The organism is Micrococcus sp. iso_26 (assembly GCF_056172975.1).
Window position 1 is genome coordinate 146,765 of the sequence record NZ_CM149652.1, and the last position, 25,958, is coordinate 172,722.

Genomic DNA, 25,958 nt, shown 5'->3' on the forward strand with positions numbered 1-25,958 from the left:
GCCCGGGGCAGCCCCACCCCGGTGCGCCGGGCCGGCTCAGGTCAGCCGGGCCAGCATCCCGACGGTGGCCCAGCGACGGTTCAGCCGTTCCTGCGCGACGCCGGCGGTCGCCTCGTCGCCCTCCTCGAGGGCGTCGATGAGCGTCCACAGGTCGAAGACGGAGTCGTCCGGCCACACGTGCCGCGTGAGGCCGCCGTAGTCCAGCTCGACCCACGAGTCGGGGTGGAACGCGCCGAGCCACTCCACCATCACCGTGAGCTCGCCGATCAGCTCCGCGTCCGGGGCGTGGCGCGCGAGCACCGCCGCCGCGTGCCCGGCCCGCTCCCGGGCGGCCACGATCGGCGCGCGCCGGTACGCCGTGCGCTCGCCGTCCACGAGGCGCTGCACGGGCTCCTCGGGGTCGAACACCGTGAGCCAGCCGTGCGGCACACCCCACGTGGCCGTGCGCGTCTGCACGCGGTGGTGCTCCGGCGCACCGTCCTCGTCCTGCGGGTCCTCGACCGCCGCGTCCGGGTCGGGGGAGAGGCCCCACTCGTCCTCGAGCGCCACGAGCGCGCGGCCGCGGTTCATGGCGCGCGCCGCCGGCGGGATGGCGGCCGAGTGCAGCCGCGGCAGCATCGTCTCCTCGAGCATGGCTGCGGCCATCTCGGCGCGCAGGCCCCGCTCGTCCGGGCAGTAGAAGGCGGAGCGGTGCTCGTCCTGGAGGACCCGCACGAGGTCGTCCTCACCGGGCTCCGGGAACGGGTCGGCCACGGGCCGGGCCAGGCGACGCCGGGCCCGCTCCGCCGCCTCGGCCTCCACCTCGGCACGGGTGCGGTGGCCGCCGGCGATCAGCCGCGCCTGGACCGCGTCCGGGAACGCGGCCAGCGGCTGGAAGACGCGCAGGTGCGCGGTGCCGCGCGCGACACCCGGGGGCGGGCCGCCGTCGTCGTGGGTCATCGCGGGCTCGTCCGTGGTTCAGCCCAGCTCGACGACCACGGGCGCGTGGTCCGAGGCGCCCTTGCCCTTGCGCTCCTCGCGGTCGATCCAGGCGTCCGTGACCGTCCGTGCGAGGGCGGGGGAGCACAGCTGGAAGTCGATGCGCATGCCCTTCTTCTTGGGGAAGGCCAGGCCCGTGTAGTCCCAGTACGTGTACACGCCGGGGCCGGGGTGGCGCGGGCGCACCACGTCCACCAGCCCGGCGTCCTCGAACGCGCGGAACGCCGCGCGCTCGGGCGGGGAGACGTGCGTGTAGCCCTCGCGCTGGAACAGCTCGATGTCCCACACGTCCTCGTCCTGCGGAGCGATGTTCCAGTCGCCGGTCAGGGCGAGCCGGGTGTCCGGGTCCTCGGCGAGGCGAGCGGCCGCGTGCTCCTGGAGCACGCGCAGCCACTCGAGCTTGTAGCCCATGTGCTCGTTCTCCAGGCCGCGCCCGTTGGGCACGTACAGGCTCCACAGGCGCACCGGGGCGACGCCGTCGGCCGCCTCCGCGCCCACGGTCGCCCCGATGGCGCGGGACTCCTCCTGCGGGTCCACGCCGCCCTTGCCGAAGTGCGGCTGGCCGGGGAAGCCGCGCTGCACGTCGCTCAGGCCGACGCGGGAGGCGATGGCCACGCCGTTCCACTGCGAGGTGCCGTTGTGCACCACCTCGTAGCCGGCGCGCTCGAAGAGCTCCCACGGGAAGTTCTCGTCCCGGCACTTGGTCTCCTGGATGGCCAGGACGTCGATGTCATGGCGCTCGAGGAAGGCCTCGACGCGGTCGGCGCGGGCACGGAGGGAGTTGACGTTCCAGGTGGCGATCTTCACCCGGCCAGGCTATCGAAGGGCGCGGACACCGTGGGATCGGCGCCTCAGCGCCACCAGTCGTCGTGGATCGTCACCGGCGTGGTGCGCTTGTGGCGGCTGCGGAGCCAGATGCCCTCGAGCTTCTCCGCGACCTCGGTCGGGACGTCCTTGCCCTCGAGGTAGTCGTCGATGTCCTCGTACGTCATCCCGAGTTCGGCCTCGTCCGTCTGGCCCGGCGTGCCGTCCAGCAGGTCCGCGGTGGGCACCTTGTTCCACAGGGGCTCGGGGGCTCCGAGTTCGCGGCCCAGCGCCCGCACCTGCCGCTTGTTCAGGCCGGCCAGCGGCAGGACGTCCGCGCCGCCGTCGCCGAACTTCGTGTAGAACCCGGTGATGGCCTCCGCTGCCTGGTCCGTGCCGATCACCAGCTGCCCGTGGGCGCCGGCCACCGCGTACTGGGCCGTCATGCGGATGCGGGCCTTCACGTTGCCCTGGTTGTAGTCCGAGATCGGCTCCCCCACGGCCTCAGCGAAGGCGGCGGCCAGACCCTGCACGGCCTCCGCGATGTTCAGGGTGACGTCCTGATCCGCACCCACGAAGTCCAGGGCCGCCCGCGCATCCGCCTCGTCGTGCTGCACCTTGTAGGGCAGGCGCACGGCGGTGAACCGGGGGTTCTCGCGGGAGGGCACGACGTCGGCGCCCACCCCCGCCTCACCCGGCGGGGTGGTGCCGGGGCCGCCCAGGGCGACGGCGTCCGTGACGCCGAGCTGGGCGCGGCGACGCTCGACGGCGAGCTGGGCCAGCCGGCCGCCCACCGTGGAGTCCACGCCGCCGGAGATGCCCAGGACGAAGCCGGACGCGCCCGTGGCCGCGAGGTAGTCGGCGAGGAAGGCCACGCGCCGTTCGACTTCGGCCGCCGGGTCGATCTCGGGGAGGACGCCCTGCTGGGCGATGATCCGCTGCTGGAGTTCACGCATGCCGGTCAGCGTAGGACCGGCCCCGCGCACGGGGACAGGGGCGGTCGGCGACGACGGCTCACGCGTCCGGGTGCCCCAGGTTGCGGGCGATGCGGCGCAGGACGCGGACGGCGTCGTCGATCTGGTCCCGCGGGACGTCCGCCGTCGCCTCGGCACGCAGGGCCTCGACCGCCTCACCCACGCGGGCGCCCGCGGTGCGGCCCGTGGCGGTGAGGGTGTAGAGGTCGCCCTCGATCGTCACCCAGTGGGACTCGACCAGCTCCTCGATCTGACCGGACACCGCGCCGCGCTGCTCCTCCTCGAAGCCGGCCTCGAGCTCGGCGCGGGACTGCGGGGCCACCGTGAGGGTGTTCAGCAGCTGCCACTGGACGCGGGTCAGGCCGTGCTCCTCGAGGCTCTCGGCCACGCGCGCCGCGATCAGGCCCTCGGTGAGGGTGAGCCAGTGCGCCAGGGGCAGGCCGGAGGGATGCTGGACGGGGGCGTCGTCGTGCGGGATCTCGCTCATAACCCGAGCCTAGCCAGGCCGGGACGGAATCGGCAGGGGTGGCCGGGCTCGCACTAGCATGGGCGGCATGACCGACGCGCAGACCCCCACCGTCCCCACGCCCGAGCAGGACCGCGAGCGGCTCAAGCAGCTCATCCAGGAGCTGGCCGTGGTGCACGGCCGGGTGACCCTGTCCTCCGGCAAGGAGGCGGACTACTACGTGGACCTGCGTCGTGTCACCCTGCACCACGAGGCCGCCCCACTGATCGGCCGCGTGATGCTGCGCCTGCTCGAGGAGAACGGGATCGAGTTCGACGCGGTGGGCGGCCTGACCATGGGCGCCGACCCCGTGGCCACCGCGATGATGCATCAGGCCGGCACCGCGGGCCGCGCGCTCGACGCGTTCGTGGTGCGCAAGGCGCAGAAGTCGTACGGCATGGGCCGGCAGGTGGAGGGCCCGGGCGTGGACGGGCGCCGCGTCGTCGTGCTGGAGGACACCTCGACGACGGGCGGCTCCGCGCTGACCGCCGTCGAGGGCGTGCGCAACGCGGGCGGCGACGTCCAGGCCGTGGCCGTGATCGTGGACCGCGCGACCGGCGCCGCCGAGCGCGTGGCCGAGGAGGCGGGGGTGCCGTACCTGTACGCGTTCGGCAAGGACGAGCTCGGCCTCGACTGAGCCTCGGCCGGCCCCGCGCACCCGGCCTACAGCCAGTCCGCGCGCTTGAACAGCACGAACAGCGTGAGGGCCACCGCCAGCATGAGTCCCAGGGCGAACGGGTAGCCGAACGCCCAGTGCAGCTCGGGCATGCCGTCGAAGTTCATGCCGTAGACCGAGCCCACCAGCTGCGGCGCGAAGATGATCGCCGCCCAGGACGAGATCTGCTTGACCTGTTCGTTCTGGGCGATCGACTGCTCGGCCAGCCGCTTCGACGCCAGCGTCGAGTCCAGCTCGAGGGCGTTGTTGAGCATCTGGCGCATGGTCATCACGCGCTCGTTGATCTGGACGGCGTGGTCGTGGACGTCGCGCAGGCGGCGCAGGTTCTCCACCTCGAGGCGCGCCTGATCGCTGAGTTCCTCGTCCTCCCAGGCGTGGGCGTCGTCGCGCCGGGGCAGGCCGTCGGCGTCGAGGCGGCGGGTGTCCTCATGCAGGCGGGTGCGCACCTCCTCCTGGAGCTGCTCCACGATGGACGGCAGCGCGCGGATGGCGTGCTGGAAGTTCAGCACCTCGCGGGAGAGCTCGTAGATGCGCCGGGAGACGTGCCCGTCGCCGGCGAAGACCTGGTCCTCGATCTCCGCGATGTCCTGTTCGAGGCCGTCGGCCACCGGGAAGTAGTCGTCCACGACACGGTCCAGGATCTCCAGGGTGACCTGCCACGGCCCCATCGCGAGGCGCTCGCGGCCCTCCGTCTCCAGGGACCGTCGCACGGCGGCCAGGTCCGGCTCCTCCGCGTGACGCACCGTCACCACGTAGTGCTCACCGGTGAAGACGCTCAGCTCGCCGAACTCCACGGTCTCGGTGCGGTCGACGTAGCGGGCCGGGTGCAGGACCATGAACGAGTCCTCGCCGTAGCGGTCCAGCTTGGCGCGCTCGCCTCCGGCGAGGGCGTCCTCGACGGCGAGCGGGTGCAGGCGCAGCTCCTCCGCGACCGCTTGGAGCTCGGCCACGTCCGGGCGGTACAGGCCCAGCCAGGCCATGCCGCCGGTGCGCTCGCACTCCTCCCAGGTGTCCTCGAGGGTGGAGGGGGCGTGGACGCGCCGCCCGTCCACGTACACGGCGTTGTCGATCATGCTCACCAGGACATTCTCCCCGACGGTGGCCCCCGGCGTATTCCAGGATGCGCGCGCTACGGTGGCGCCATGAAGACTCCGCGCCATGCCCCGCCCGTCGTCCGCGACGGCAAGACCCTCCTCCCCGCCCACGCCGTCTCCACGGCCCCGGTCACCGCGTTCGGTCTGATCGGCGGCTACCTGACCGCCCGTGAGACCGGCATCCGCCCGCTCGGCGGCGTCGTGCTGGCCGCCGCCGGCCTGTACGCCGGGCGCACGTGGCTGGCCAAGCGTGGGCCCGCCGTCGCCGGTGGCCTGGCCGCCCTGTACCTCGGCGGCTTCGGCGCCTCCCACCCGCTGGCCAAGAAGATCGGTGCGTGGCCGGCGGTGCTCTCCGTGGCCGCGGTGTCCGCCGGGGCCGCCTGGGCGGCCGTCGACCGGTCCGAGGCCGGCCGCTGAGCGAGCCCGCGCCGGCCGAGGACGGCGCCGCGCCCCGCGAGGTCGGCGTCGGCCCGTGGACCGGCCCGTGGCCGGAGGACCCCCGCTACGACCCGGAGCTGCTCGCGCACGGCGACCGCCGCAACGTCCTCGACCGCTACCGCTATTGGCGCCTCGAGGCGATCGTCGCGGACCTCGACGCGCGGCGGCACCCGTTCCACGTCGCCATCGAGAACTGGCAGCACGACCTGAACATCGGCACCGTCGTGCGCACCGCCAACGCGTTCAACGCCGCCGGGGTGCACATCATCGGGCGGCGCCGCTGGAACCGGCGCGGCGCCATGGTCACCGACCGCTACCTGCACGTGCGCCACCACGAGACGGTGGCGGCGTTCACGGAGTGGGCGGCGGGGGAGGGGCTGCCCGTGCTCGGCGTGGACCTGTTCCCCGAGTCGGTGCCGGTGGAGACCTTCGACTTCCCGCGTGCCTGCGTGCTCGTCTTCGGGCAGGAGGGGCCGGGGCTCTCGGCGGAGGTGCGAGCGGCGTCGAGCGCGGTGCTGTCCATCGCGCAGTACGGCTCCACCCGCTCGATCAACGCGGGCGTGGCCGCCGGCATCGCGATGCACGCGTGGATCCGGCAGCACGCGGCCGTCCCCTGAGTCCGGCGCGAGCCAGACGATTCCGCGCTGAAAGGAGCCTCTGGACCGCAGATTCGTCTGGCTCGCGGCGCAGGACGGCGCAGAACGGCGCAGGACCGCGCAGGACCGCGCCGACGACGTGCGGTGTGACGGCCTCAGCCCGCGAAGGGCCGGGCCGGCAGACCCGTCACCCCCGGGCGGACGGCGAACAGGGCCCCGGCCAGCGGGTCCTCGCCGCGCTCCAGGTTCTCCCAGGAGGTGGTGATGTAGAGGGTGCCGAGGTCGTCGCCGCCGAAGGTGCACGCCGTCGTCTTCTGCACGGGCACCTCGACCACCTCGTCGAGCGTCCCCTCGGGCGTGTACCGGTGGATCTGCCCGTGGCTGATCACGGCCACCCAGATCCCGCCCTCGGCGTCCACGGTGAGCCCGTCCGGCTTGCCCTCGCCGTCGAGCACGTCCACGAGCACGCGCCGATTCGTCAGGCCCTCCTCGCGGGAGTAGTCGAACACGGCCACCTGCCGCGTGGGGGTGTCGTTGTAGTAGGCCAGCGTGCCGTCCGGGCTCCACTCCAGGCCGTTGGACGTCGTCGCGCCGGTCAGCACGACGTCCACCTCGCCGGCGCCGCCGTCGGGTCCGGGGGCGAGCCGGTAGAGGTTCGCGGCGCCGGGGGTCTTGGCGTACGCCATGGTGCCGCAGTGGAACCGGCCGTCCGGGTCGCAGCCGCCCTCGTTCATCCGGATCCCGGCGTCCGCGCCCCACAGCTCAGGCAGCGTCGTCAGCTCGCCCTCGGGCGAGATCAGGGCGAAGCCCCGCTCCACCGCGACGACGGCGCCACCCCCCGCACGCGGGCGCAGCGCGGCGGCCACGTCGCCGACGTGCGTGCGGTCCACCGTGCCGTCGGCGCGCAGGGACAGGACGTCCCCGGCGAGCATGTCCACCCAGCGCAGGCCGCCGCCGGCGGTCACGCCCTCGGCGGCGCTGCCCCACGAGGCGGCCCAGACGGGGCCCTCGCCGTGGTAGGCGATGGGATCGGTGACCTGCTCGGCGCGCATGACTGCTCCTTCGGTGGGCGGGACGGTCCTGGCCCCGACGCTAGCCGAGGCTCAGAACCACCCGCACGAGTCGGCGGTCCAGCGGTCGGCGAGGGTCGCGTCCAGGAACGCCCCCATCCGCGGCAGCGAGGCCACGTGGCCGCCCACGTGGGTCGGGGTGAGGAGCGGGTCGAAACGCACCCGCGCGCCCTCCGCGCACCAGCGGCGGCCCAGGTCGCGGCCGGTGCGGTACGGGATGACGTCGTCCGTGACGGAGTGCGCGATCATCACCGGCACGTCCGGACGGCGGCCCGGTGCGCCGATCCGCTGCTCGGCGAGGATCCCGGCCAGCTCGGCATCGGAGCGGACGAGCTCAGGGAAGTCCTGCCCCGTGTGGGTCAGTGTGGCGGAGTCGAGGTGCGCGTAGGCGAGGCTGCCCACCATGCAGGTCTCGGCCGCGCCGGCGAGGGCCGTCAGGCCGGTCTCGTTGAGATGCGTGGCCGGGTCCACGTCGTACGCGGCGAGCTGCCCGGCCATCGCGTAGAGCAGGAAGGCCGCGTACAGGCCGCCGTCGATCCGGTCCGCGACCTGCACGAGGTCGGCCGGCGGGGCGCCCACGTAGGCGCCCTTGAGGTCCAGCTCCGGGGCGTACTCCGACGCGAGCTCGGCCGCGGCCGCGGACGCCCCGCCGCCCTGCGAGTAGCCCGCGAGCGCGACCGGCGCGGTCGCGGCGACGCCCGACCCCGAGACCTGGGCGGCTGCGCGCACCGCGTCGAGGACGGCGTGCGCCTGGGCCTCCCGGACCATGTAGGTGTGAGCGCCCGGGGTGCCCAGGCCCTCGTAGTCGGTGACGACCACGGCGTGGCCGCGGCTCAGCAGGGACGTGATCCCGACGCCCTCGTACTGCACGCCGGTGGAGAGGGTGCGGGAGGGGGCGCAGCGGTCCGCCGCCCCCTGGGTCCCCACTGCGTAGCCGATCACGGGGCGCTCACCGCCGCCCGTCCACGGGGCGGTGGGGGTCAGCACGGTGCCGGTCACGGCGATGGGTCGGCCCTGGGCGTCCTGCGAGGCGTACATGATGCGCGTGGCGTGCGCCGGCACCTGCACCAGCCGCACCGGGTCCAGGTAGAAGGCGGTGGGCTCGGTGCGGATCAGGGCGCCGGGGGTCGCGGGCACGGTGGCGGGCGGCAGGTAGAAGGGGTCGTCGGCCGAGGCGGCCGCCAGGGCGTCCCGGGCCGCGTTCCAGCGGGCGTCCTCGGCCGTCGTGGCCGGCTGCGAGAGGTCCGCGACGGCGGAGCTCACCTCCGGCGCGTCCGGGGCTGGGGCGGACTCCTGGGCCAGGGCCGCGTGCGGCGCGCCGAACCCGGCGACGACAGCCAGGGCGGCGGCCAGGGCGAGGGGGCGGGAGGGGCGGTGGGCGGGGGCCATGGCGGTCTCCGGTCTCTCGGATGCGAATGTGACGCCGCTCACCCTAGGCAAACGGCGGGGTCGTGCCCAGGCCGGCGGCGCCGTCGGGTCCGGGACCCTGGGGCGGGTCCGGCCGCGCGGATAGGATGAGCCCGAGGGCGGCGCGTCCGCCGCGCTCCCCCGCCTGCCCGAGTCGACGACGCCTAGGAGCTGCAGCATGCCCATCGCATCCCCGGAGAAGTACGCCGAGATGATCGACGCCGCCAAGAACGGCGCCTTCGCCTTCCCGGCGATCAACGTCACCAGCTCCCAGACCCTGAACGCCGCCATCCGCGGCTTCGCCGAGGCCGGCTCGGACGGCATCGTCCAGGTCTCCACCGGCGGCGCCGCCTACTTCTCCGGCTCCTCCGTGAAGGACATGGTCGCCGGCTCGCTGGCCTTCGCCGCGTTCGCGCGCGAGGTCGCCAAGAAGTACTCCGTGAACATCGCCCTGCACACGGACCACTGCCCCCAGGACAAGCTCGAGGGCTTCGTCCTGCCCCTGCTGGACGCCTCCGAGGCGGAGGTGAAGGCCGGGCGCGACCCGATCTTCAACTCCCACATGTGGGACGGCTCCGCCGAGACCCTCGAGGAGAACCTGCGGATCGGCCGCGAGCTGCTCGCGCGCACCCACGCCAACAAGCAGATCCTCGAGGTGGAGATCGGCGTCGTGGGCGGCGAGGAGGACGGCGTGGCCCACGAGATCAACGAGAAGCTCTACACCACCGTCCAGGACGGCATCGCCACCGTGGAGGCCCTCGGCCTCGGGGAGCATGGCCGCTACCTCACCGCGCTGACCTTCGGCAACGTGCACGGCGTCTACAAGCCGGGCAACGTGAAGCTGCGCCCGGAGATCCTGCAGGAGATCCAGCAGGCCGTGGGCGAGAAGTTCGGCAGGGAGCGCCCGTTCGACCTCGTGTTCCACGGCGGCTCCGGCTCCGCCGCCCAGGAGATCGCCGACTCGGTGGAGTACGGCGTTGTGAAGATGAACGTGGACACGGACACCCAGTACGCGTTCACCCGCCCCGTGGCCGGGCACATGTTCGCGAACTACGACGGCGTCCTGAAGGTCGACGGCGAGGTCGGCGACAAGAAGCAGTACGACCCCCGCGTGTGGGGCGCCAAGGCCGAGGAGGCCATGGCCGCCCGCGTGGTCCAGGCCTGCACCGAGCTGAACTCGGCCGGCAAGAGCATCGGCTGACCCCGCCGTCCGCCGCGCCGGCCCGCACCCTCGCGTGAGGGTGCGGGCCGGCGTCGTTTCAGCCCTCCCGCTCCTCCTGGGCCTGGAGGAACTCGAAGACCTCACGCTCGTCCACACCGGGGAAGGTCTGCGTGGGCATGGCCGCCAGCAGATGCGCGTGCATGCGGGCCGCGGGCCACACGTGCCCGCCCCACGCGGCCTCGAGCTCGGGGTCGGGGCGGCGGCAGCAGCGCGGATCGGGGCACGTGGAGGTGACCCGGTGGCGGGTGTCCGCGCCGCGGAAGTACCGGGCATGCTCGAACGGGGTGCCCACGGAGAGGGCGAACAGCCCGTCGGGGCCGTTCTCGATCATCGAGGTGCACCAGAACGTCCCGTTGGGCGAGTCCGTGTACTGCGTGTGGGCGCGGAACCGGTCGTTGCGGGAGAAGGCCTGCCGTGCGCCCCACTTCCGGCACGCCTGCTGGCCCTCGATCGCACCGGTGTGGTCGGCGGGGAACACGATCCCGTCGTTCTCGTAGGCCTTGTGGATCACCCCGGTCTCGTGGACCTTCTGGAAGTGGCAGCGGATGCCCAGGTCCACGGTGGCCAGGTTGGTGAACCGGTGCGCGGCGGCCTCGTAGGAGACGCCGAACGCGTCCTTCAGGTCGTCCACGGACAGGTCCCGGCGCTTCTGGGCGGCCCGCAGCAGCGACGACGCCGCCCGCTGCGGCATGAGCAGCGCGCCCGCCAGGTAGTTCACCGCCACACGCTGGGCGAGGAAGTCCTCGTAGTCCCGCGGCTCGCCGTGGCCCAGGACGGCGGCGGCGAGGGCCTGGAGCACCACGGTGCGGCGGTCATGGTCTGAGGAGCGGGAGCCGCTGATGTGGATGCGCCCGTGCTTGAGGTCCGTGACGGAGCGCGTGGAGTGCGGCAGGTCCGGGACGAAGCGCAGGGTGAAGCCGAGGTGCTCGGCCAGCTCCGAGACCGCGTGCAGGCCCAGCGGCCCGCCCGTGTGGCCGATCGCGTCGAGCAGCCGATGCGCCTCAGCCTCGAGGTCGGGGTAGTGGTTGTCCACCGCGCGCATCCGGGCGCGCAGCTGGGCGTTGGCGCGGCGCGCCTCCTCGGGGGTGGCGGCCTGCTCCTCCAGGCGACGGCGCAGCTCGGCCTCCAGCCCCGCGATCACCTCGAGGACCTCGGTGGGGGTGCGGGGCCCGATGCGCAGCGGCGGCAGGCCGAGGGAGGCGTAGTGCTCCGAGCGCGCGAACCGTTCGACCTCGATCTCCAGTTCGGCCCGCCGGGTGGGGGCCCGGCCGGTGAGCAGGTCCTCGACCGGCACGCCCAGGACCTCGGCGATCCGCTGGACCAGCGAGAGCCGCGGCTCGCGGCGGGCGTTCTCCACGAGGGACAGGTGCGAGCCGCTCACTCCCGTGCGCTCCGCGAGCTGGTCCAGGGTGAGGCCGGCCTGCTTGCGCAGGTGCCGAACGCGGCGGCCCAGCGCGACGGCGTCCACGGTCGCGCTGTCCTCGGGAAGCGGGCGGGTCATCATGCGCGGAACTGTAGACGGAACCGGGGAGGAGATCACGTGTTTCGGAAAGAAAGTCACATTCTTGACAAGCGGGGGGCCGTTGCCGTGATCCAGGCCACATGGGGGCGCAAGGACTGTCACGTTCTGACCCAGTGGCAGGAACGGCCGGAGTTTCCACCGATTTTGTGCTCCAGAGGGCCTTGCCTGGGGCCAAGGTGGATGTCAACGGCAGCGACGGACACGTCGCACCGAACCCTTCACCGAACCGGACCGATCCTCAGGAGGACGTCATGACCACCCAGCCCCACCACTCCACTCCCGCCTCCGCCGAACAGCTCCAGCACGACTGGGACAACAACCCCCGCTGGGCCGGCGTCGAGCGCAGCTTCACCGCCGAGGACGTCGTCCGTCTCCGCGGCCGCGTCCAGGAGGAGCACACGCTGGCCCGCCGCGGTGCCGAGAAGCTGTGGACCCAGCTGAAGGACGAGAACGCCCGCGGTGAGTTCACCAACGCCCTCGGCGCCCTCACCGGCAACCAGGCCGTCCAGCAGGTCAAGGCCGGGCTGCGCGCCATCTACCTCTCCGGCTGGCAGGTCGCCGCGGACGCCAACCTCTCCGGCCACACGTACCCGGACCAGTCCCTGTACCCGGCCAACTCCGTGCCGCAGGTGGTGCGCCGCATCAACAACGCCCTGCTGCGCGCGGACCAGATCGAGCACGCCGAGGGCGTCAGCACCGTCGAGGACTGGCTCGTGCCGATCGTGGCCGACGCCGAGGCCGGCTTCGGCGGCCCGCTCAACGCCTACGAGCTCATGAAGTCGATGATCACCGCCGGCGCCTCCGGTGTGCACTGGGAGGACCAGCTGGCCTCCGAGAAGAAGTGCGGCCACCTCGGCGGCAAGGTGCTCATCCCCACCGGCCAGCACATCCGCACGCTCAACGCCGCCCGCCTGGCCGCCGACGTCGCCGACGTGCCCAGCGTGATCATCGCCCGCACCGACGCCGAGGCGGCCACCCTGATCACCTCGGACGTGGACGAGCGCGACGCCGAGTTCATCACCGGTGAGCGCACCGCGGAGGGCTTCTACAAGGTCCGCAACGGCGTCGAGCCCTGCATCGCCCGTGCCAAGGCCTACGCCCCCCACGCGGACCTGATCTGGATGGAGACCGGCACGCCGGACCTCGAGCTGGCCCGGAAGTTCGCCGAGGCCGTCAAGGCCGAGTTCCCGGACCAGATGCTGGCCTACAACTGCTCGCCGTCCTTCAACTGGAAGAAGAACCTCGACGACGACACCATCGCCAAGTTCCAGCGCGAGCTGGGCGCCATGGGCTACACCTTCCAGTTCATCACGCTGGCCGGCTTCCACGCCCTGAACCACTCGATGTTCGACCTGGCCAAGGGATACAACGAGCGCCAGATGTCCGCGTACGTCGAGCTGCAGGAGCGCGAGTTCGCCGACGAGGCCCGCGGCTACACCGCGACCAAGCACCAGCGCGAGGTCGGCACCGGCTACTTCGACGCCGTGTCCACCGCCATCAACCCGGACAGCTCCACGGTGGCCCTGGCGGGCTCCACGGAGTCCGGCCAGTTCCACTGATCCGCTCAGCCGAGACCGCGAGGAGGCAGTCCCATGAGCCCGCAGACCACGACCCCCACCCTGCACGAGATCCATGCCGACGACGTTCGGGAGCACACGCCCCTGCCGCATGACGTGAGCACCCAGGCCATCCCCGTCGTCATCCCCGAGGGCGCCGCCCCCGTGGTGACCGTCCACGGGCCGGTCGACGGGCGGCAGGCCGAGATCCTCACGGACGAGGCGCTGGCGTTCCTCGGCCGCCTGCACCGGCTGGCCGAGGACCGCCGCCGGCGGCTGCTCGAGGAGCGGGAGTACACCCGGCGCCGCATCACCGACGGCTGGAACCCGCACTACCTGCGGTCCACCCGCCGGGTCCGCGAGGACGACTCCTGGCGTGTGGCGCCGCTGGCCCCCGGCCTGCAGGACCGCCGCGTGGAGATCACCGGCCCCGTGGATCGGAAGATGACGATCAACGCCCTCAACTCGGGCGCCTCGGGCTGGCTCGCCGACTTCGAGGACTCCTCGACGCCGTCCTGGGACCGGATGCTGGACGGGCAGGTCAACCTGTTCGACGCGATCCGCGACCGGATCGACTTCACCTCCCCCGAGGGCAAGGAGTACCGGCTGCGCGAGCGCGAGCTCACGGACCGGCCGACCATCATCGTCCGCCCGCGCGGCTGGCACCTCCTCGAGGACCACATCCGTGTGGACGGCGAGCCGATGGCCGGCGCCCTCGTGGACTTCGGCCTGTACTTCTTCCACAACGCCGACGAGCTGATCCGCCGCGGCCACGGCCCGTACTTCTACCTGCCCAAGCTCGAGTCCCATCTCGAGGCGCGGCTGTGGAACTGCGTGTTCGTGGCGGCGCAGGACGAGCTGGGCATCCCCCAGGGCACCATCCGGGCCACCGTGCTGATCGAGACGATCACCGCGGCGTTCCAGATGGAGGAGATCCTGTACCAGCTGCGCAACCACGCCGCGGGCCTCAACGCCGGCCGCTGGGACTACATCTTCTCCATCATCAAGAACTTCCGGGACCGCGGGGCCGAGTTCGTCCTCCCGGACCGCTCGGAGGTGACCATGACCCAGCCGATGATGCGGGCCTACACGGAGCAGCTGGTCCGGGCCTGCCACCGGCGCGGCGCCTCGGCGATCGGCGGCATGTCTGCCGTGATCCCGGACCGCCGGAACGAGGAGGCCAACGCCGCCGCGCTGGAGAAGGTGCGCGCGGACAAGGCCCGCGAGGCCGGCGACGGCTTCGACGGCTCGTGGGTGGCGCACCCGGACCTCGTGCCGGTCGCCCGGGAGGAGTTCGACGCCGTGCTCGGCGAGGCCCCGAACCAGATCCGCACCCGCCGCCGCGAGGACGTGGTGCCGGACGAGGCCGCCCTGCTCGACGTCGCCGCGACCACGGGCTCGGTGACCGAGGCCGGCGTGCGGATGAACATCGAGGTCGGGATCCGCTACATCGAGTCCTGGCTGCGGGGGAACGGCGCCGCCGCGATCCACGGACTCATGGAGGACGCCGCCACGGCGGAGATCTCCCGGTCCCAGATCTGGCAGTGGGCACACAACGGCACCGGTGTGCAGCTGACCGAGGGCGGCGTGCGGACCGCCAACCGCGGCTGGATGGAGCAGCTGATCCGCGAGGAGCACGCTCGGATCCTCGCCGGCCCGCTGCCCGAGGGCCACCGGTTCGAGGACGCGGTGCGCGTGTTCTGCGAGTCGGCCCTGCCGCCGGAGTACCCGGCGTTCCTCACCCTGGGCGCGTACCGCCGGCACTTCGCCGGTCAGGACGACGCCGCGGCGAAGGCCTGATCCGCCGGGCCCCACGACGACGGCCGGTCACCTCACGAGGTGACCGGCCGTCGTCGTGCCGGGTGTCAGTCCCCGGACGTGGAGGGGGACGGGGAGGCCGAAGCCGACTTCGTCGGTGACGGGCTGGCCGACGCCGAGGCGGACGCCTCCGCGGCCCGCTGGGATTCGGCGGCCTCCCGCGCGGCGCCCTGGAACGGCCGCGGCGGCTGGCCGGGGGCCACGGGGCCGGGGGCGCCCTCGGGGCGGTCGATCGTGGACTGGTTGTTCAGCAGCTCGTCGGGCACGCGGCCGGTGGGGATCTCCCGGGCCTGGGCCAGGGTCTCCTCGTCCATCTGCGCGTTCAGGAAGAACGGCGAGCTGAGCTTGATGACCTCCTGGAAGTCCCCGGCGTCCTTCAGCACGGTGTCCGCGAGGTGGTCGCGGGTCTCGGTGACGAGGGTGGTGCTCTGCGCGACCGGCGAGTTCTTCACCTGGGTGAGGCCGCCGTTGGCGTCGCCGAAGCCCTCCATGGAGCCCATGGTCACGGAGACCATCTCGCTGCCGTCCTCGGAGCAGGCCCACGCGGTGCGCTGGGGCAGCAGGGGGGCGCCGTCCTGGCCGCCGACCATGCCGGGGCGCAGCAGGGCGAGCAGCCCCTTGCCGGTCTTCGGGTCGAACGTGTACTCGTCCGCCACGGCGGCGGGCTCCTCCTGGCACCACTCCAGGCGGGAGCCGTCGAGGTTGTGCTGGTAGTGGACCTGCGCCAGGGGCATGCCGGGGCTGTACTCGAAGTAGCCGTTGTAGACGCAGGTGAGGAACTCGTGGGTCTCGTCCTGCGAGGCGAACAGCTGCACGATCTCGATGTTCGAGCTGTCCGGGATGTGCGTGGCGACGGCGTCCAGGGTGCGCTGGTCCAGGACGTCGCGCGTGCAGTCCATCACGGAGACGGTGTCGTTGCGGACCGCGGCCGTGTTCTTCCAGGCCTCGGTGGCGGCGCCGTCCTTGATGCCCGGGCCGACGGTCTCGAACGCCTGACGCGGCTCGGCGCGCGGGGTGCCCTCGGCGGACTCCGACGCGAGGGCCTCACGGACGCGGGACGCCGCGGCGGACGCGGGGTCGGTGGGGCTCTCCGTGGCCGAGCCGGCCGCGGCCGAGGCCGCCGATCCGCTGGGCGCCGCGGCGGTCGACGAGGCGGGCTCACCGGACTGGCCGGCCGAGCCGCAGCCGGCCAGGGCGAGGGCGAGGGCGGCGACGCCGACGGCCAGCGGGGCACGGCGGCGGGCGGGCGCGGGGTGGGTCATGGAGGCTCCTTCGACGGCATCGGCGGCCCGGCCCCGGGAGCGTGGGGCTGCGGACGGACGCTGCGCCTACGGTACCGGACCGTCCTGGACGCGGGGACGGCGATCCGTCCGGCGTCCGGCGCCGTCGATAGACTCGGCCGCGACCGCATCGTCCGCGAGGAGAAGAGGCATCCCATGTCCGAGTCCCTGATCGGCAAGAACCTGATGGAGCCGCCGGCCACGCGCCTGCCGGAGGAGCCGGAGGTGCTGGCCCGGCTCGAGGCAGGTGACCTGCCCGAGGACATCGTGCCGGTGGCGCCCGAGTCCTCCCTGGTGTGGGCGCTCATGGCGGAGGACGCGTGGGCCGAGGGCCGGACCGTGGACTCCTATGCGTACGCCCGCGTCGGCTACCACCGGGGTCTGGACGCGCTGCGCCGGGCGGGGTGGCGCGGCGCCGGCCCGGTGCCGTACGCCCACGAGCCCAACCGCGGCTTCCTGCGCGCCCTGTACGCGCTGGGCCGCGCGGCCGCCGGGATCGGGGAGTCCGAGGAGGTCGAGCGCATCCGCACCTTCCTGCGGGACTCGGACCCCACGGCCGCAGAGCAGATCGAGGCCGACCAGGGCCGCGCCCGGGGCTGAGCGGAGCCGTGGCCAAGCTCTACTTCCGCTACGGGGCCATGAACTCCGGCAAGTCCACGGGCCTGCTGCAGGCCGCCTTCAACTACGAGGAGCGCGGTCAGCGGGTGCTGCTGGCCAAGCCGGAGGTGGACGTGAAGGGGGAGGGCGACGTCGTCTCCCGCCTCGGTGTGACCCGCGCCGTGGACTTCCTCGTCCCGGCGGGAGCGGACGTGCGGGAGCTGTTCCGCCGGCACGCCACCGGTGACGACCCGGACGCCCTCGTGGGGCACGTGGAGGCCCCGCCCGTGGCGTGCCTGCTCGTGGACGAGGCGCAGTTCCTCGAGCCGGCGCAGGTGGACGACCTGCTGCGCATCGCCGTGCTCGACGGCGTCCCCGTGATCGCCTACGGGCTGCGCACCGACTTCCGCACCCGCTCCTTCCCGGGCTCCGCACGGCTGCTGGAGCTGGCGCACTCCCTCGAGGAGCTGAAGACCATCTGCCGGTGCGGCCGGAAGGCGGTGTTCAACACGCGCAAGGTCGTGGACCCGGCCACGGGCGCCGAGCACTTCGTGTTCGAGGGGGACCAGGTGGCGATCGACGGTGTCCAGGTGACCTACGAGTCCCTGTGCGGCACGTGCTACCTGGCGGAGTCCGGCGGTGCCCTGGGCTGAGGCGGCCATTGCCAGGCAACTGCCAGGCTGCGTGACGGCTGCGCCCATGCTCGGTTCGTACGGTGGAACCACTTCATCGAGGTGCGAGTGATGAAGGTGCGAGTGATGACAGGCGAAGGGCCCCGGTGATCCCGGGGCCCTTCGTCTGTCCTGCCACGTCCGGCATCGGCCGATCGGGTCAGAGCGAGACGAGCAGGAGCGTGCCGCCGAAGACGAGCCCCGACGCGAGCAGCACGACCGTGGTGTACCCCAGGATGTCGCGCATCTTCAGCCCGGCGATCGCCAGAAGGGGGATTGCCCAGAACGGCTGGATCATGTTGGTCCACTGGTCGCCGTAGGAGACGGCCATGATGGTGATGGCCGGGTCCACGCCGAGCGCGTCGCCGGCCTGGAGCATGATCGGGCCCTGCACGGCGAACTGTCCGCCGCCGGAGGGGACGAAGAAGTTCACGAGGCCCGCGGCCAGAAATGCCAGCAGGCCGAACGTCACCGGGTTCGAGATCGCCACGAAGGCGTCCGAGAGCACCGCCACCAGGCCGGTGGTCGTCATCATGCCGAGGATGCCCGCGTAGAGGGGGAACTGCAGCAGGATCTCGCCCACGTTGGACGCGGCCGACTGGGTGAGGCCGATCAGCTCGTGCGGGCTGCGCACCAGCAGCAGGATCAGCGCGAGGAAGGACCAGTTGACGATGTCCAGGGTGAGGGTGCCGCCGCCGACGAAGTGCATCACCAGATAGACCACGAGCATGGCGCCCACGAGGAGCGTGGGGACACGGGAGGCGTCGAGGCGGTCCGCCGGCGTCTCGATCTCCGGTGCGGGCACGGCGTCCTGGTCCCGCGCGTCGATCTCCAGCTCCACGATCCGGTCCCCGGCGCGCGGGGCGACGAGGAACAGGGCCAGGGCCACGACGAGCACGGTCACCACGGCGGCGGTGATGTTCCACCAGGAGAAGGTGGTCTCCGAGACCGGGACCGTCCGGCCGTCCAGGCTCTCCGTGAGGAACGAACCGGGGGTGGCGGCCGTCAGCGGGCCGGAGCCCGAGTACCCCATGTGCCACACCACGAACCCGGAGAACCCGGCGGCCACCAGCATCGGGAAGTGCAGGACCAGCCCGCGCTCACGGGCCTGCGCCGCGACCTCCTTGGCCAGCAGCGCACCGACCACCAGGCCCAGGCCCCACGTGATGAGGGAGGCCGCCGCCGCCACCACGAACACGAAGATGTAGGCGGCCAGGGGCGTGCGGGGAATGCTGGCGAGCCTGGCGAGCAGACGGCGCACCGGGCCGGTGTTCGCCAGGATGTGTCCGAGCATGAGCACGAGCGCCATCTGCGTGATGAACGCCAGCAGTCCGGACAGACCGTCACCCCAGCCCACGACGACGTCGGCCGGCCCGGCCGGAGTGAGCAGCAGGACTTCCTCTGTTGTGAGGCGGGCCTCGGCGCTGGAGATGGCCTAGGGCGTGTCTGAGAATGGCTCCAGGGACCCGCTGAGATCCGGGGAGCCATGTCCCGGTTGCACGTCGCCTCCGACGCCCGATCGGAGCTGATCGCCCCGCTGCTCCAGACCGCACGGGCCGGCAGGGTCGACCCTTCTCGAATGTCCACACGATGGTCGAAGCGATCATCTGCCGGTGCAGGTGCGGGACTCCGTGGCGGGATCTGCCTGAGGTCAACGGGCCCTGGCAGACCGCGTGGAGTCGGCATCGACGCAGGGTGTGGGCACTGGTCTGTCCGGAGGCTGACTCGAGGACTCTTGTTCGTACCCTGTCTGTCATGGCCACCCCTCTCCTGGAGCTCGCCGCGAGTCGAGGCGTCTGCTTCCCGCTGCGGGCCCGCCGGCTGACCCTCACCCCGTTCCGGGGTCTCGATGCGCCCGCCGTATGGGGCTTCTGCCGTCTCGAGCAGGTGTGGACGTGGACCTCCGGCCGCCCGGAGAGTGAGGACGCGCTGCGAGAGTCCTATCTCGCGGCGGGGGACCGCCTCACCGTGCGGGCCGGAGACGTCATTGTCGGTGTCGGGAAGGTCGCGGTGCAGGACGCGTGGAGTCAGGGCGGCCCGCGGGAGGAAGCCCGGGACGCCCAGGCCGAGCTCGGCTGGACGATCGATCCGCGCCAGGCGGGGCAGGGCTATGGCACGGAGCTTGCTCGAGCCCTGCTGGGCTTCGCGTTCGACGATCTGGGTGTGCGACGCGTGGAGGCTCATGCCTTCGCGGACAACGCCCCGAGCCTGCGCATCATGGAGAAGGTGGGGATGCGTCACGAGGGCACGTTCAAGGAGGAGTCTCTGCATCTCACGCGCGGCTGGGTGGATGGCGCCACCTACGCGATGCTCGCCTCGGAGTTCCATTCGCCCCTTACGCAGGAGTGATCCCGCCGGCCGGGACCGCATGATCTGCCGCTCCGCCTCCGGGGGCCGTGTGTCAGCATGGGGCTGTGAGCAGGGTGGGGAATGAGTGTGAGTGGCGGTGGCGCATCGGTGTGGCGTCTGCCCTGGTGGGCTCGGCCGGTGTGTTCGCGGGACTGCGGCAGGACCTGGGACTGGGCTGGGGTCTGACGCTGGTGGCCTTCACGGCCCTCGGAGCGATGCTCACCCTGCGAGGGGTGCATCACCGGGTCGAGGCGGAGCAGGCTCGCCGCAACGTGTTCTACGCCGGGGCCGGCTCCACCGCGTGGGTGATGCTGCTGATGGGGGCCGCGCCCGTTCCGGGGCTGGTGCTGAACGCGATCGACGACGCCGGCGTCCGGGCGGTCGGGGCCGGTCTGCTCGGCGCGGTGCTCACTGCCGCCGCCCACGGCATCCTCGCGGCGACGACGACGCTCGAGGAGCAGCCCCGGCCCGAGCCGGTCCCTCTGGACCGGCGCAGGCGCTGACGTCGGGGTCATGGCCCCCCGCTCCTGAACACTGTTCAATGAACACTGTTAGAGTCCCTCGGGTCAGACCCGCCCGGGGCCGAGCCCCGCCCACCGGAGAGGCCATCATGACCGCCACCCAGGACGCCCCCGCCGTCGACCCCCGCCCCGCCGCCCTCGACCCCGAGGCCCTCGTGGACCGCGTCGAGGCGGGCCACCGCCTCACCGCTGAAGAGGCCGTCGCTGTGCTGGACGCCCCGGACGCGGACACGTTCCGCATCGTCGCGGCGGCCTCGCGCCTGCGCGAGAAGCACTTCGGCCGCACGGTCAAGGTCAACTACCTGGTCAGCCTCAAGACCGGCCTCTGCCCGGAGAACTGCACCTACTGCTCCCAGCGTCTCGGCACCGAGGCCGAGATCCTGCGCTACACGTGGCTCAAGCCGGAGGAGGCCGTCCGCCAGGCGGGCCTGGGCATCGCCGGCGGCGCCTCGCGCGTGTGCATGGTGGCCTCCGGCACCGGTCCCACGGACCGCGACGTCGACCGCGTGGCCGGCATGGTCGGCGACCTCAAGGCCCAGCACCCGGACGTCGAGGTGTGCGCGTGCCTCGGCTTCCTCAAGGACGGTCAGGCCGAGAAGCTCAAGGACGCCGGCGTCGACGCCTACAACCACAACCTCAACACGGCCGAGTCCCACTACGAGTCCATCTGCACCTCCCACACCTACGAGCAGCGCGTGGACACCGTGCAGCGGGCCGGCGCCGCCGGCCTGTCCTCCTGCAGCGGCCTGATCGCGGGCATGGGGGAGACGCACGAGCAGCTCGTCGAGGCCGTCCTCGCGCTCCGCGACCTGGACTCCGACTCCATCCCCGTCAACTTCCTCATGCCCTTCGACGGCACCCCGCTGCAGGGCCACCAGCAGCTCACCCCGCTCGAGTGCCTCCGGATCCTCGCCATGGTCCGCCTGGCCTGCCCGGACAAGGAGCTGCGCATCGCCGGCGGCCGCGAGATGCACCTGCGTTCCCTGCAGCCGGTCGGCCTGCAGGTGGCCAACTCGATCTTCCTCGGCGACTACCTCACCTCCGAGGGCCAGGACGCCGAGGCGGATCTGCAGATGATCGCCGACGCCGGCTTCACCGTGCTCGGCGCCGAGGAGCGTGCGCGGCGGGCCACGGCCGACGACGGCGCCCCGGCCGGCGGCTGCTGCGCCGGCACGGACGGCGCCGGCTCGTGCGGCTCCGGTGCGGCCGTCGCCTCGGAGGCCGGGGCCGCGGAGGACGCCCGACCCGACACGGGCGCCGAGGGCACCGTGAAGCCCGAGCTGCGCCGCCGGGGCGCGGGCACGGCCGAGCCCGCCAACGCCTGAACGCGCCGTGACCGCCCCCGCTGAAGCCGGCCTCCTCGACCGCGACGCCGCCCACCTCTGGCACCCCTACGGGGCCGCCGGCGCCCGCCAGCTCTACGCCGTGCGCGGTGCCCGGGGCGTCCACCTCGACCTCGAGGGGCCGGGCGGGGAGCGTCACCGCGCCATCGACGCGATGGCGTCCTGGTGGTCCGTGGTGCACGGGCACGGGCACCCCGCGCTCGTCGAGGCCCTGACCCGGCAGGCCGCGGCCTTCCCGCACGTCATGTTCGGCGGGCTCACGCACGCGCCCGCCGTCGACCTGGCGGAACGGCTCGTCGCGCACACCCCCGCCGCGCTCGAGCACGTGTTCCTCGCCGACTCCGGCTCGGTCTCGGTGGAGGTCGCGCTCAAGCTCGCCCTCCAGTACCAGGCGACGCGCGGCCGGCCCAGCCGCCGCCGATTCCTCACGGTCCGCGGCGGCTACCACGGGGACACCGCCGCGCCCATGGGCGTGTGCGATCCCGTGGACGGCATGCACGCGGCCTTCACCTCGCTCGTGGCTCGGCATCTGTTCCTGCCCCGCCCGCCGGCGGCACGCTGGGTGCCCGAGGGCTTCGCCGCGGCACCCACGGCACCCGACGCCGCTCCGGCCGGCCACTGGGAGGCCGACGACGCCGCCCTCGCCGCGTGGGAGGACGAGGCCCGCGCCTTCACCGCCGCGCATGCGGACGAGATCGCCGGCGTGATCCTTGAACCCGTGCTCCAGGGGGCGGGGGGCATGCGCGTCTACGACCCGCGCTGCCTCACCGTGCTGCGCGAGCTGTGCGACGAGCACGGGCTCCTGCTCATCGCCGACGAGATCGCCACTGGCTTCGGCCGCACCGGCCGCTGGCTCGCGTGCGAAGGGGCCGGCGTCGCCCCGGACGTGCTGTGCCTCGGCAAGGCGCTCACCGGCGGCACCATGACGGGCGCGGCCATGCTGTGCACCGCCGAGGTCGCCGAGACGGTCTCCCGGCGGGAACGGGGCATGCCCGGGGCTCTCCTGCACGGGCCCACGTTCATGGGCAACCCGCTGATGTGCGCGGTCGCCTCCGCGTCCCTCGACCTGCTCACCGACCCGCGCGACGGCTGGGCCGCCCAGGTGCCCCGCGTCGAGGCCGGGCTGCGCGCCGGGCTGGCGGCGGCCGCCGACCTGCCCGCGGTCACCGACGTACGGGTCCTGGGTGCGGTCGGCGTCGTGGAGCTGGACCGGACCGTGGACGTCGAGCCCGTCACTCGGGCCGCCGTCGCCCGCGGTGCGTGGGTGCGCCCCTTCCGGCGGCTGGTGTACGTGATGCCGCCCTACGTGAGCACCGACGACGACGTCGCCACGATCTGCGCGGCCGTCACCGGGGCCGTCGAGGAGGTCTGCGCATGAGCACCGCCGAGGCCGGCGCGGCCACGAGCACGCCCGCCGACCCCTGGTCCTCGTGGCTGGGCTCCCGGGCCGCCGTCCGCGCGCGCCGCGGCCTGGAGCGCCGCGCCGAACCGCCGGAGCCGGGCGCGCCGTCGTCGGACGTCGTGGACCTGGCCGCCAACGACTACCTGGGCCTGGCCGCCCACCCGGACGTGCGGGCCGCCGCCGCGCGCGTCGCCACCGAGGGACCGGTCGGGGCGCGGGCCTCCCGCGTCGTCACGGGGACGCATCCCGCGCACGCCGACCTCGAGTCCGCCGCCGCCGCGCTGGCCGGCGCGGATGCCGCCCTCGCCTTCTCCTCCGGCTACACCGCGAACCTCGGCGTCCTCGGCGCCCTGGCCGGGCCGGGCACTGCCTTCCTCCTGGACGAGCACGCCCACGCGAGCCTGCGCGACGGCACCGCCCTCGCCGCCACCGCCCGCTCAGGGGCGTTCGCCCCCCTGCCGGGCGCGTCGGTCACCACGGTGGAGCACAACAGCGTGCCCGCCTTCCGGGCCGCCCTCGGCCGGCTGCGCGCCGAAGGGCGGGCGCGACGGATCGTGCTGGTGGTCGAGTCCCTGTACTCCGTGCTGGGGGACGAGGCCGACCTGCCTGCCCTGGCCGCCCTGGCCGCCGAACACGGCGCCCTGCTCGTGGTGGACGAGGCCCACTCGCTCGGCGTGGTCCCCGGCGGCAGCCGCACGGGCGCCCTGGGACTGTGGGCGGGGCAGGCGCCCGTCGTGGTCACCGCCACCTGCTCGAAGGCCCTCGGCGGCCAGGGCGGTCTGGCCCTGTTCGGCGGGCCCGCCGCGCGGTCCTGGCGCGACCACGTGCTCAACACCGCCCGCACCTTCGTCTTCGACACGGCCCTGGCCCCCGTGCTCGCCGCCTCCGCGGCGGCCGCCTGCCGGATCGCCGCCACGGGGGAGCCCGCGGCACGGCTCGCGCGGGCCCGGGAGACGGCCGTGGACGTCTTCACCCGCCGGACCGAGCTGGCCGGGCACGTGGAGGTCGGGGCGGGCGCCGTCCACTCGATCCGCATGCCCGGACCGGAGCAGGCCGTCGCCGCGGCCGCGGAGCTGCGCGCGCACGGCGTCCTCGTGGGATGCTTCCGCCCGCCCAGCGTGCCCGACGGCATCGCCCGCCTCCGCGTGAGCGTGACCACCGCCGTCCCCGAGCCCCGGCTGCGGGCGGCGCTGGAGGCGGTGGCGAGCGTGGCCGCCCGGGCGTGGGGCGCGTCCACGGGCTGCCCGTTCGCCCACGGCGACCCGCGGCCGGAGGCCGTGCGCGGCGACCACCTGCGGATCTCCGATCCCGCCGACCTGCGGCGCGTGCTCACCGACCCCGGGACGTTCGCCTCGGACAACGCCCTCACGGCGGTCGTCCCGCTGAGCGGCCCGGCCCGCCGCATCCTCGCCGCCGCCCGCTTCCGGCTGCCGCCCGTGCTCGCCTCCGCCGGCGGGGAGGAGCACCGGGCGGTGCGTCGCGTCGTGGCGCCGTTCTTCTCCCCGGCGAAGGTGCGCGAAGCCCGCGGCCGGATCCTCGCGACCACCCGGACGGCCCTCACGGCCGCCCTCGCAGACACCGGCCGCGCAGGCGGGGCCGTGGACCTGGCGACCACCGTGGCGGCAGCGGTCCCGGCGCGCGTGATGTCCGCCCTGACCGGCGTGCCCAACCCGCCCGAGGCGCAGCTGCACCGCTGGAGCGCCGACTCCCTCGAACTGTTCTGGGGCTGGCCGGACGAGGACCGCCAGCTGCGGCTCGCCCGCTCCGCCGCCGACTTCCACCGGTGGCTGCGCGGGGCCGTCGTCGAGGCGCGCGGGGACGACGCACAGCCCGGCAACCTGTTCGCGGCGCTGCACGAGGCCGGCGTCGACGACGAGCGGATCGTCTCCCTCGGCTACTTCCTGGTGATCGCCGGGCAGGAGACCACCCGGCTGCTCATCTCCACCGCGCTCACCCGCGCCCTGGCCGACCCCGCCCGCTGGGCCGCGCTCGGCGCCGGGGCGGACGGGGGCGCCGGAGCCGATGCGGCGGAGGCGGCCGCGGCCGAGCTCGTGGCCGAGTGCCTCCGGACGAGCTCCTCGGTGCCCACCTGGCGGCGCCTCGCCACGGCGGACGTCCGCGTCGGCGAGCACGAGGTCCGCGCCGGCGACGAGCTCCTGCTGCACCTCAGCGGCGAACAGCACGACGACGCCCGGCTCGCCTTCGGCTTCGGCCTGCATCGCTGCCTCGGGGCCGGGCTCGCGGAGCTCGAGACCGCCCTCGTGGTCCGCGAGGTCGCCCGCCTGCTGCCGGACGCCCGGCTCACCGGGCCGCCGGCGACGTGGCTGCGCCTGCTCTCCTTCCAGGCGCCGCAGCACGTGCTCGTGACGCCCGGACCGTGGCACGGCGGCGAGGACATCCGAATCGAGCAGAGTGGAGTGGACACATGCGCATCGAGGTCGTGACCGGCACGGACACGGACGTCGGCAAGACGTGGGGCACCGCCGCGCTCGCGGCCCGTGCCCTGGTGGCCGGGCTCCGCGTGCACGTGGACAAGCCGGTGCAGACGGGCGTCGCACCGGGGGAGGCCGGCGACGTCGAGACCGTCCGGGACCTGGTGGCCGCGGCCGCCGCATCCGGCGCGCTCGACGCCGCCGCTCCGGCCCGCCTGACCGTGTCCGAGGGGGCGCGGGTCGGCCCCGCGATGGCCCCCGTGGACGCGGTCGCCCACGCGGGGGAGGGGACGCCCCCTCTGCCGCCTCTGGGTGAGCAGCTGGGCCGGTGGCGTGGCCTCGCCGCGGGCGTCGACCACCTGCTCATCGAGGGCGCCGGCGGGATCACCGTGGCGTGGACCGAGGCCGACGAGGGGCCTGTGGACGCCGTGCGCGCGCTGCGGGCGGCCGGGCTCGACGCGGGGTTGACGGTCGTGGCGCGCCCCGGGCTGGGCACGCAGAACCACGCGCGCCTCACGGTGGAGCACGCCGCCGCCCGTGGCGTGGCGCCGGAGCGGATCCTCGTCAGCGGCGTGGCCGCGGACCCAGACCCCGTCGAGCGGGCCAACCTCGTGTTCCTGGCCCGCCTGGCCGGCGCCCACGGGGCGGTGCTGGAGACGGTGCCGCGGGGCACCCCGCCGCGCGTCATGTCGGTGCGTTGACC

General features: G+C 73.7%; 23 protein-coding genes and 2 pseudogenes. 15 read left to right on the plus strand and 10 right to left on the minus strand.

Going from position 1 to position 25,958, the window contains the following annotated elements:
* Nucleotides 1-36: 36 nt before the first annotated feature.
* From AC0VX0_RS00700 to AC0VX0_RS00715, 4 genes are read right to left on the minus strand one after another with little or no spacing between them, the layout of a single operon-like run.
* Entirely contained in the window at nt 37-939 is a 903-nt protein-coding gene (locus tag AC0VX0_RS00700) for a DUF8083 family protein (RefSeq protein WP_069941067.1), read from the minus strand.
* Between the two features lie 18 nt (nt 940-957).
* Nucleotides 958-1,785, minus strand: a complete 828-nt coding sequence (locus tag AC0VX0_RS00705) for an exodeoxyribonuclease III (RefSeq protein WP_049147818.1) — start codon at nt 1,783-1,785, stop codon at nt 958-960.
* Nucleotides 1,786-1,829: 44 nt separating this feature from the next.
* Nucleotides 1,830-2,738, minus strand: a complete 909-nt coding sequence (nadE, locus tag AC0VX0_RS00710; RefSeq protein WP_144786333.1) for an ammonia-dependent NAD(+) synthetase — start codon at nt 2,736-2,738, stop codon at nt 1,830-1,832.
* Nucleotides 2,739-2,796: 58 nt separating this feature from the next.
* Nucleotides 2,797-3,243, minus strand: a complete 447-nt coding sequence (locus AC0VX0_RS00715; protein ID WP_123244200.1) for a MarR family winged helix-turn-helix transcriptional regulator — start codon at nt 3,241-3,243, stop codon at nt 2,797-2,799.
* A 58-nt stretch (nt 3,244-3,301) separates the two neighbouring features.
* Between AC0VX0_RS00715 and pyrE the strand changes: the two genes are divergently transcribed.
* On the plus strand, nt 3,302-3,898 hold the full coding sequence (gene pyrE / locus AC0VX0_RS00720) for an orotate phosphoribosyltransferase (RefSeq protein WP_123244201.1): 597 nt from the start codon (nt 3,302-3,304) through the stop codon (nt 3,896-3,898).
* Nucleotides 3,899-3,924: 26 nt separating this feature from the next.
* Here pyrE and AC0VX0_RS00725 read toward each other — a convergent pair whose 3' ends face one another.
* Nucleotides 3,925-5,010, minus strand: coding sequence for a magnesium and cobalt transport protein CorA (locus tag AC0VX0_RS00725; RefSeq protein WP_036316798.1), 1,086 nt, complete (start codon nt 5,008-5,010; stop codon nt 3,925-3,927).
* Nucleotides 5,011-5,079: 69 nt separating this feature from the next.
* Here AC0VX0_RS00725 and AC0VX0_RS00730 point away from each other — a divergent pair, with 69 nt between their 5' ends.
* Both AC0VX0_RS00730 and AC0VX0_RS00735 read left to right on the plus strand, forming a co-directional pair.
* Complete coding sequence (locus tag AC0VX0_RS00730) at nt 5,080-5,448, plus strand: hypothetical protein (protein ID WP_020626754.1); 369 nt, start codon at nt 5,080-5,082, stop codon at nt 5,446-5,448.
* Nucleotides 5,445-6,086, plus strand: a complete 642-nt coding sequence (locus tag AC0VX0_RS00735; RefSeq protein ID WP_197458576.1) for a TrmH family RNA methyltransferase — start codon at nt 5,445-5,447, stop codon at nt 6,084-6,086. The genes AC0VX0_RS00730 and AC0VX0_RS00735 overlap by 4 nt, the downstream gene beginning before the upstream one ends.
* 134 nt (nt 6,087-6,220) lie before the next feature.
* Here the strand turns inward: AC0VX0_RS00735 and AC0VX0_RS00740 are convergent, their stop codons facing one another.
* Together AC0VX0_RS00740 and AC0VX0_RS00745 are read right to left on the minus strand one after the other, a co-directional pair.
* The gene (locus tag AC0VX0_RS00740) at nt 6,221-7,117 is read right to left on the minus strand and encodes an SMP-30/gluconolactonase/LRE family protein (protein WP_102708215.1); all 897 of its coding nucleotides are present in this window, start codon (nt 7,115-7,117) and stop codon (nt 6,221-6,223) included.
* Between the two features lie 51 nt (nt 7,118-7,168).
* Nucleotides 7,169-8,524, minus strand: coding sequence for a lipase family protein (locus AC0VX0_RS00745; protein WP_063189672.1), 1,356 nt, complete (start codon nt 8,522-8,524; stop codon nt 7,169-7,171).
* Nucleotides 8,525-8,720: 196 nt separating this feature from the next.
* Between AC0VX0_RS00745 and fbaA the strand changes: the two genes are divergently transcribed.
* Entirely contained in the window at nt 8,721-9,743 is a 1,023-nt protein-coding gene (gene fbaA, locus AC0VX0_RS00750) for a class II fructose-bisphosphate aldolase (protein WP_063189670.1), read from the plus strand.
* A gap of 58 nt (nt 9,744-9,801) precedes the next feature.
* On the opposite strand, the gene AC0VX0_RS00755 is transcribed toward fbaA, so the two are convergent.
* Nucleotides 9,802-11,268 (minus strand): helix-turn-helix domain-containing protein, encoded by a 1,467-nt coding sequence (locus tag AC0VX0_RS00755; RefSeq protein ID WP_020626749.1) that lies wholly within the window; start codon nt 11,266-11,268, stop codon nt 9,802-9,804.
* Nucleotides 11,269-11,537: 269 nt separating this feature from the next.
* Between AC0VX0_RS00755 and aceA the strand changes: the two genes are divergently transcribed.
* Nucleotides 11,538-12,845, plus strand: coding sequence for an isocitrate lyase (aceA, locus tag AC0VX0_RS00760; RefSeq protein WP_020626748.1), 1,308 nt, complete (start codon nt 11,538-11,540; stop codon nt 12,843-12,845).
* A gap of 33 nt (nt 12,846-12,878) precedes the next feature.
* On the plus strand, nt 12,879-14,642 hold the full coding sequence (aceB, locus tag AC0VX0_RS00765) for a malate synthase A (protein ID WP_082067554.1): 1,764 nt from the start codon (nt 12,879-12,881) through the stop codon (nt 14,640-14,642).
* 65 nt (nt 14,643-14,707) lie between these two features.
* On the opposite strand, the gene AC0VX0_RS00770 is transcribed toward aceB, so the two are convergent.
* Nucleotides 14,708-15,922: a hypothetical protein gene (locus AC0VX0_RS00770; RefSeq protein WP_036341081.1), complete on the minus strand. Its 1,215-nt coding sequence runs from the start codon at nt 15,920-15,922 to the stop codon at nt 14,708-14,710.
* A gap of 174 nt (nt 15,923-16,096) precedes the next feature.
* Between AC0VX0_RS00770 and AC0VX0_RS00775 the strand changes: the two genes are divergently transcribed.
* Entirely contained in the window at nt 16,097-16,540 is a 444-nt protein-coding gene (locus AC0VX0_RS00775) for a DUF3151 domain-containing protein (RefSeq protein WP_060774573.1), read from the plus strand.
* Nucleotides 16,541-16,548: 8 nt separating this feature from the next.
* Entirely contained in the window at nt 16,549-17,190 is a 642-nt protein-coding gene (locus tag AC0VX0_RS00780; RefSeq protein WP_010079593.1) for a thymidine kinase, read from the plus strand.
* A gap of 178 nt (nt 17,191-17,368) precedes the next feature.
* Here AC0VX0_RS00780 and AC0VX0_RS00785 read toward each other — a convergent pair.
* Nucleotides 17,369-18,601: pseudogene (locus tag AC0VX0_RS00785) on the minus strand (short-chain fatty acid transporter); the annotation flags it as partial.
* Nucleotides 18,602-18,694: 93 nt separating this feature from the next.
* On the opposite strand from AC0VX0_RS00785, the pseudogene AC0VX0_RS00790 reads away from it, so the two are divergent.
* The 7 genes and pseudogenes from AC0VX0_RS00790 to bioD form a co-directional block, all read left to right on the plus strand.
* Nucleotides 18,695-18,900 (plus strand): annotated as a pseudogene (locus AC0VX0_RS00790) (transposase); the annotation flags it as partial.
* A 63-nt stretch (nt 18,901-18,963) separates the two neighbouring features.
* Nucleotides 18,964-19,557, plus strand: a complete 594-nt coding sequence (locus AC0VX0_RS00795) for a GNAT family N-acetyltransferase (RefSeq protein WP_257997764.1) — start codon at nt 18,964-18,966, stop codon at nt 19,555-19,557.
* Between the two features lie 110 nt (nt 19,558-19,667).
* Nucleotides 19,668-20,060, plus strand: a complete 393-nt coding sequence (locus AC0VX0_RS00800) for a hypothetical protein (protein ID WP_102708213.1) — start codon at nt 19,668-19,670, stop codon at nt 20,058-20,060.
* Nucleotides 20,061-20,167: 107 nt separating this feature from the next.
* Nucleotides 20,168-21,403 carry a biotin synthase BioB gene (bioB, locus tag AC0VX0_RS00805; protein ID WP_396829693.1) on the plus strand — a complete coding sequence of 412 codons (1,236 nt, stop codon included), beginning with the start codon at nt 20,168-20,170 and terminating at the stop codon, nt 21,401-21,403.
* A gap of 7 nt (nt 21,404-21,410) precedes the next feature.
* On the plus strand, nt 21,411-22,799 hold the full coding sequence (gene bioA / locus AC0VX0_RS00810; RefSeq protein WP_122054884.1) for an adenosylmethionine--8-amino-7-oxononanoate transaminase: 1,389 nt from the start codon (nt 21,411-21,413) through the stop codon (nt 22,797-22,799).
* Nucleotides 22,796-25,267, plus strand: coding sequence for an aminotransferase class I/II-fold pyridoxal phosphate-dependent enzyme (locus AC0VX0_RS00815; protein WP_223247495.1), 2,472 nt, complete (start codon nt 22,796-22,798; stop codon nt 25,265-25,267). The genes bioA and AC0VX0_RS00815 overlap by 4 nt, the downstream gene beginning before the upstream one ends.
* Nucleotides 25,249-25,956 (plus strand): ATP-dependent dethiobiotin synthetase BioD, encoded by a 708-nt coding sequence (gene bioD / locus AC0VX0_RS00820; RefSeq protein ID WP_020624969.1) that lies wholly within the window; start codon nt 25,249-25,251, stop codon nt 25,954-25,956. The genes AC0VX0_RS00815 and bioD overlap by 19 nt, the downstream gene beginning before the upstream one ends.
* Nucleotides 25,957-25,958 lie beyond the last annotated feature (2 nt).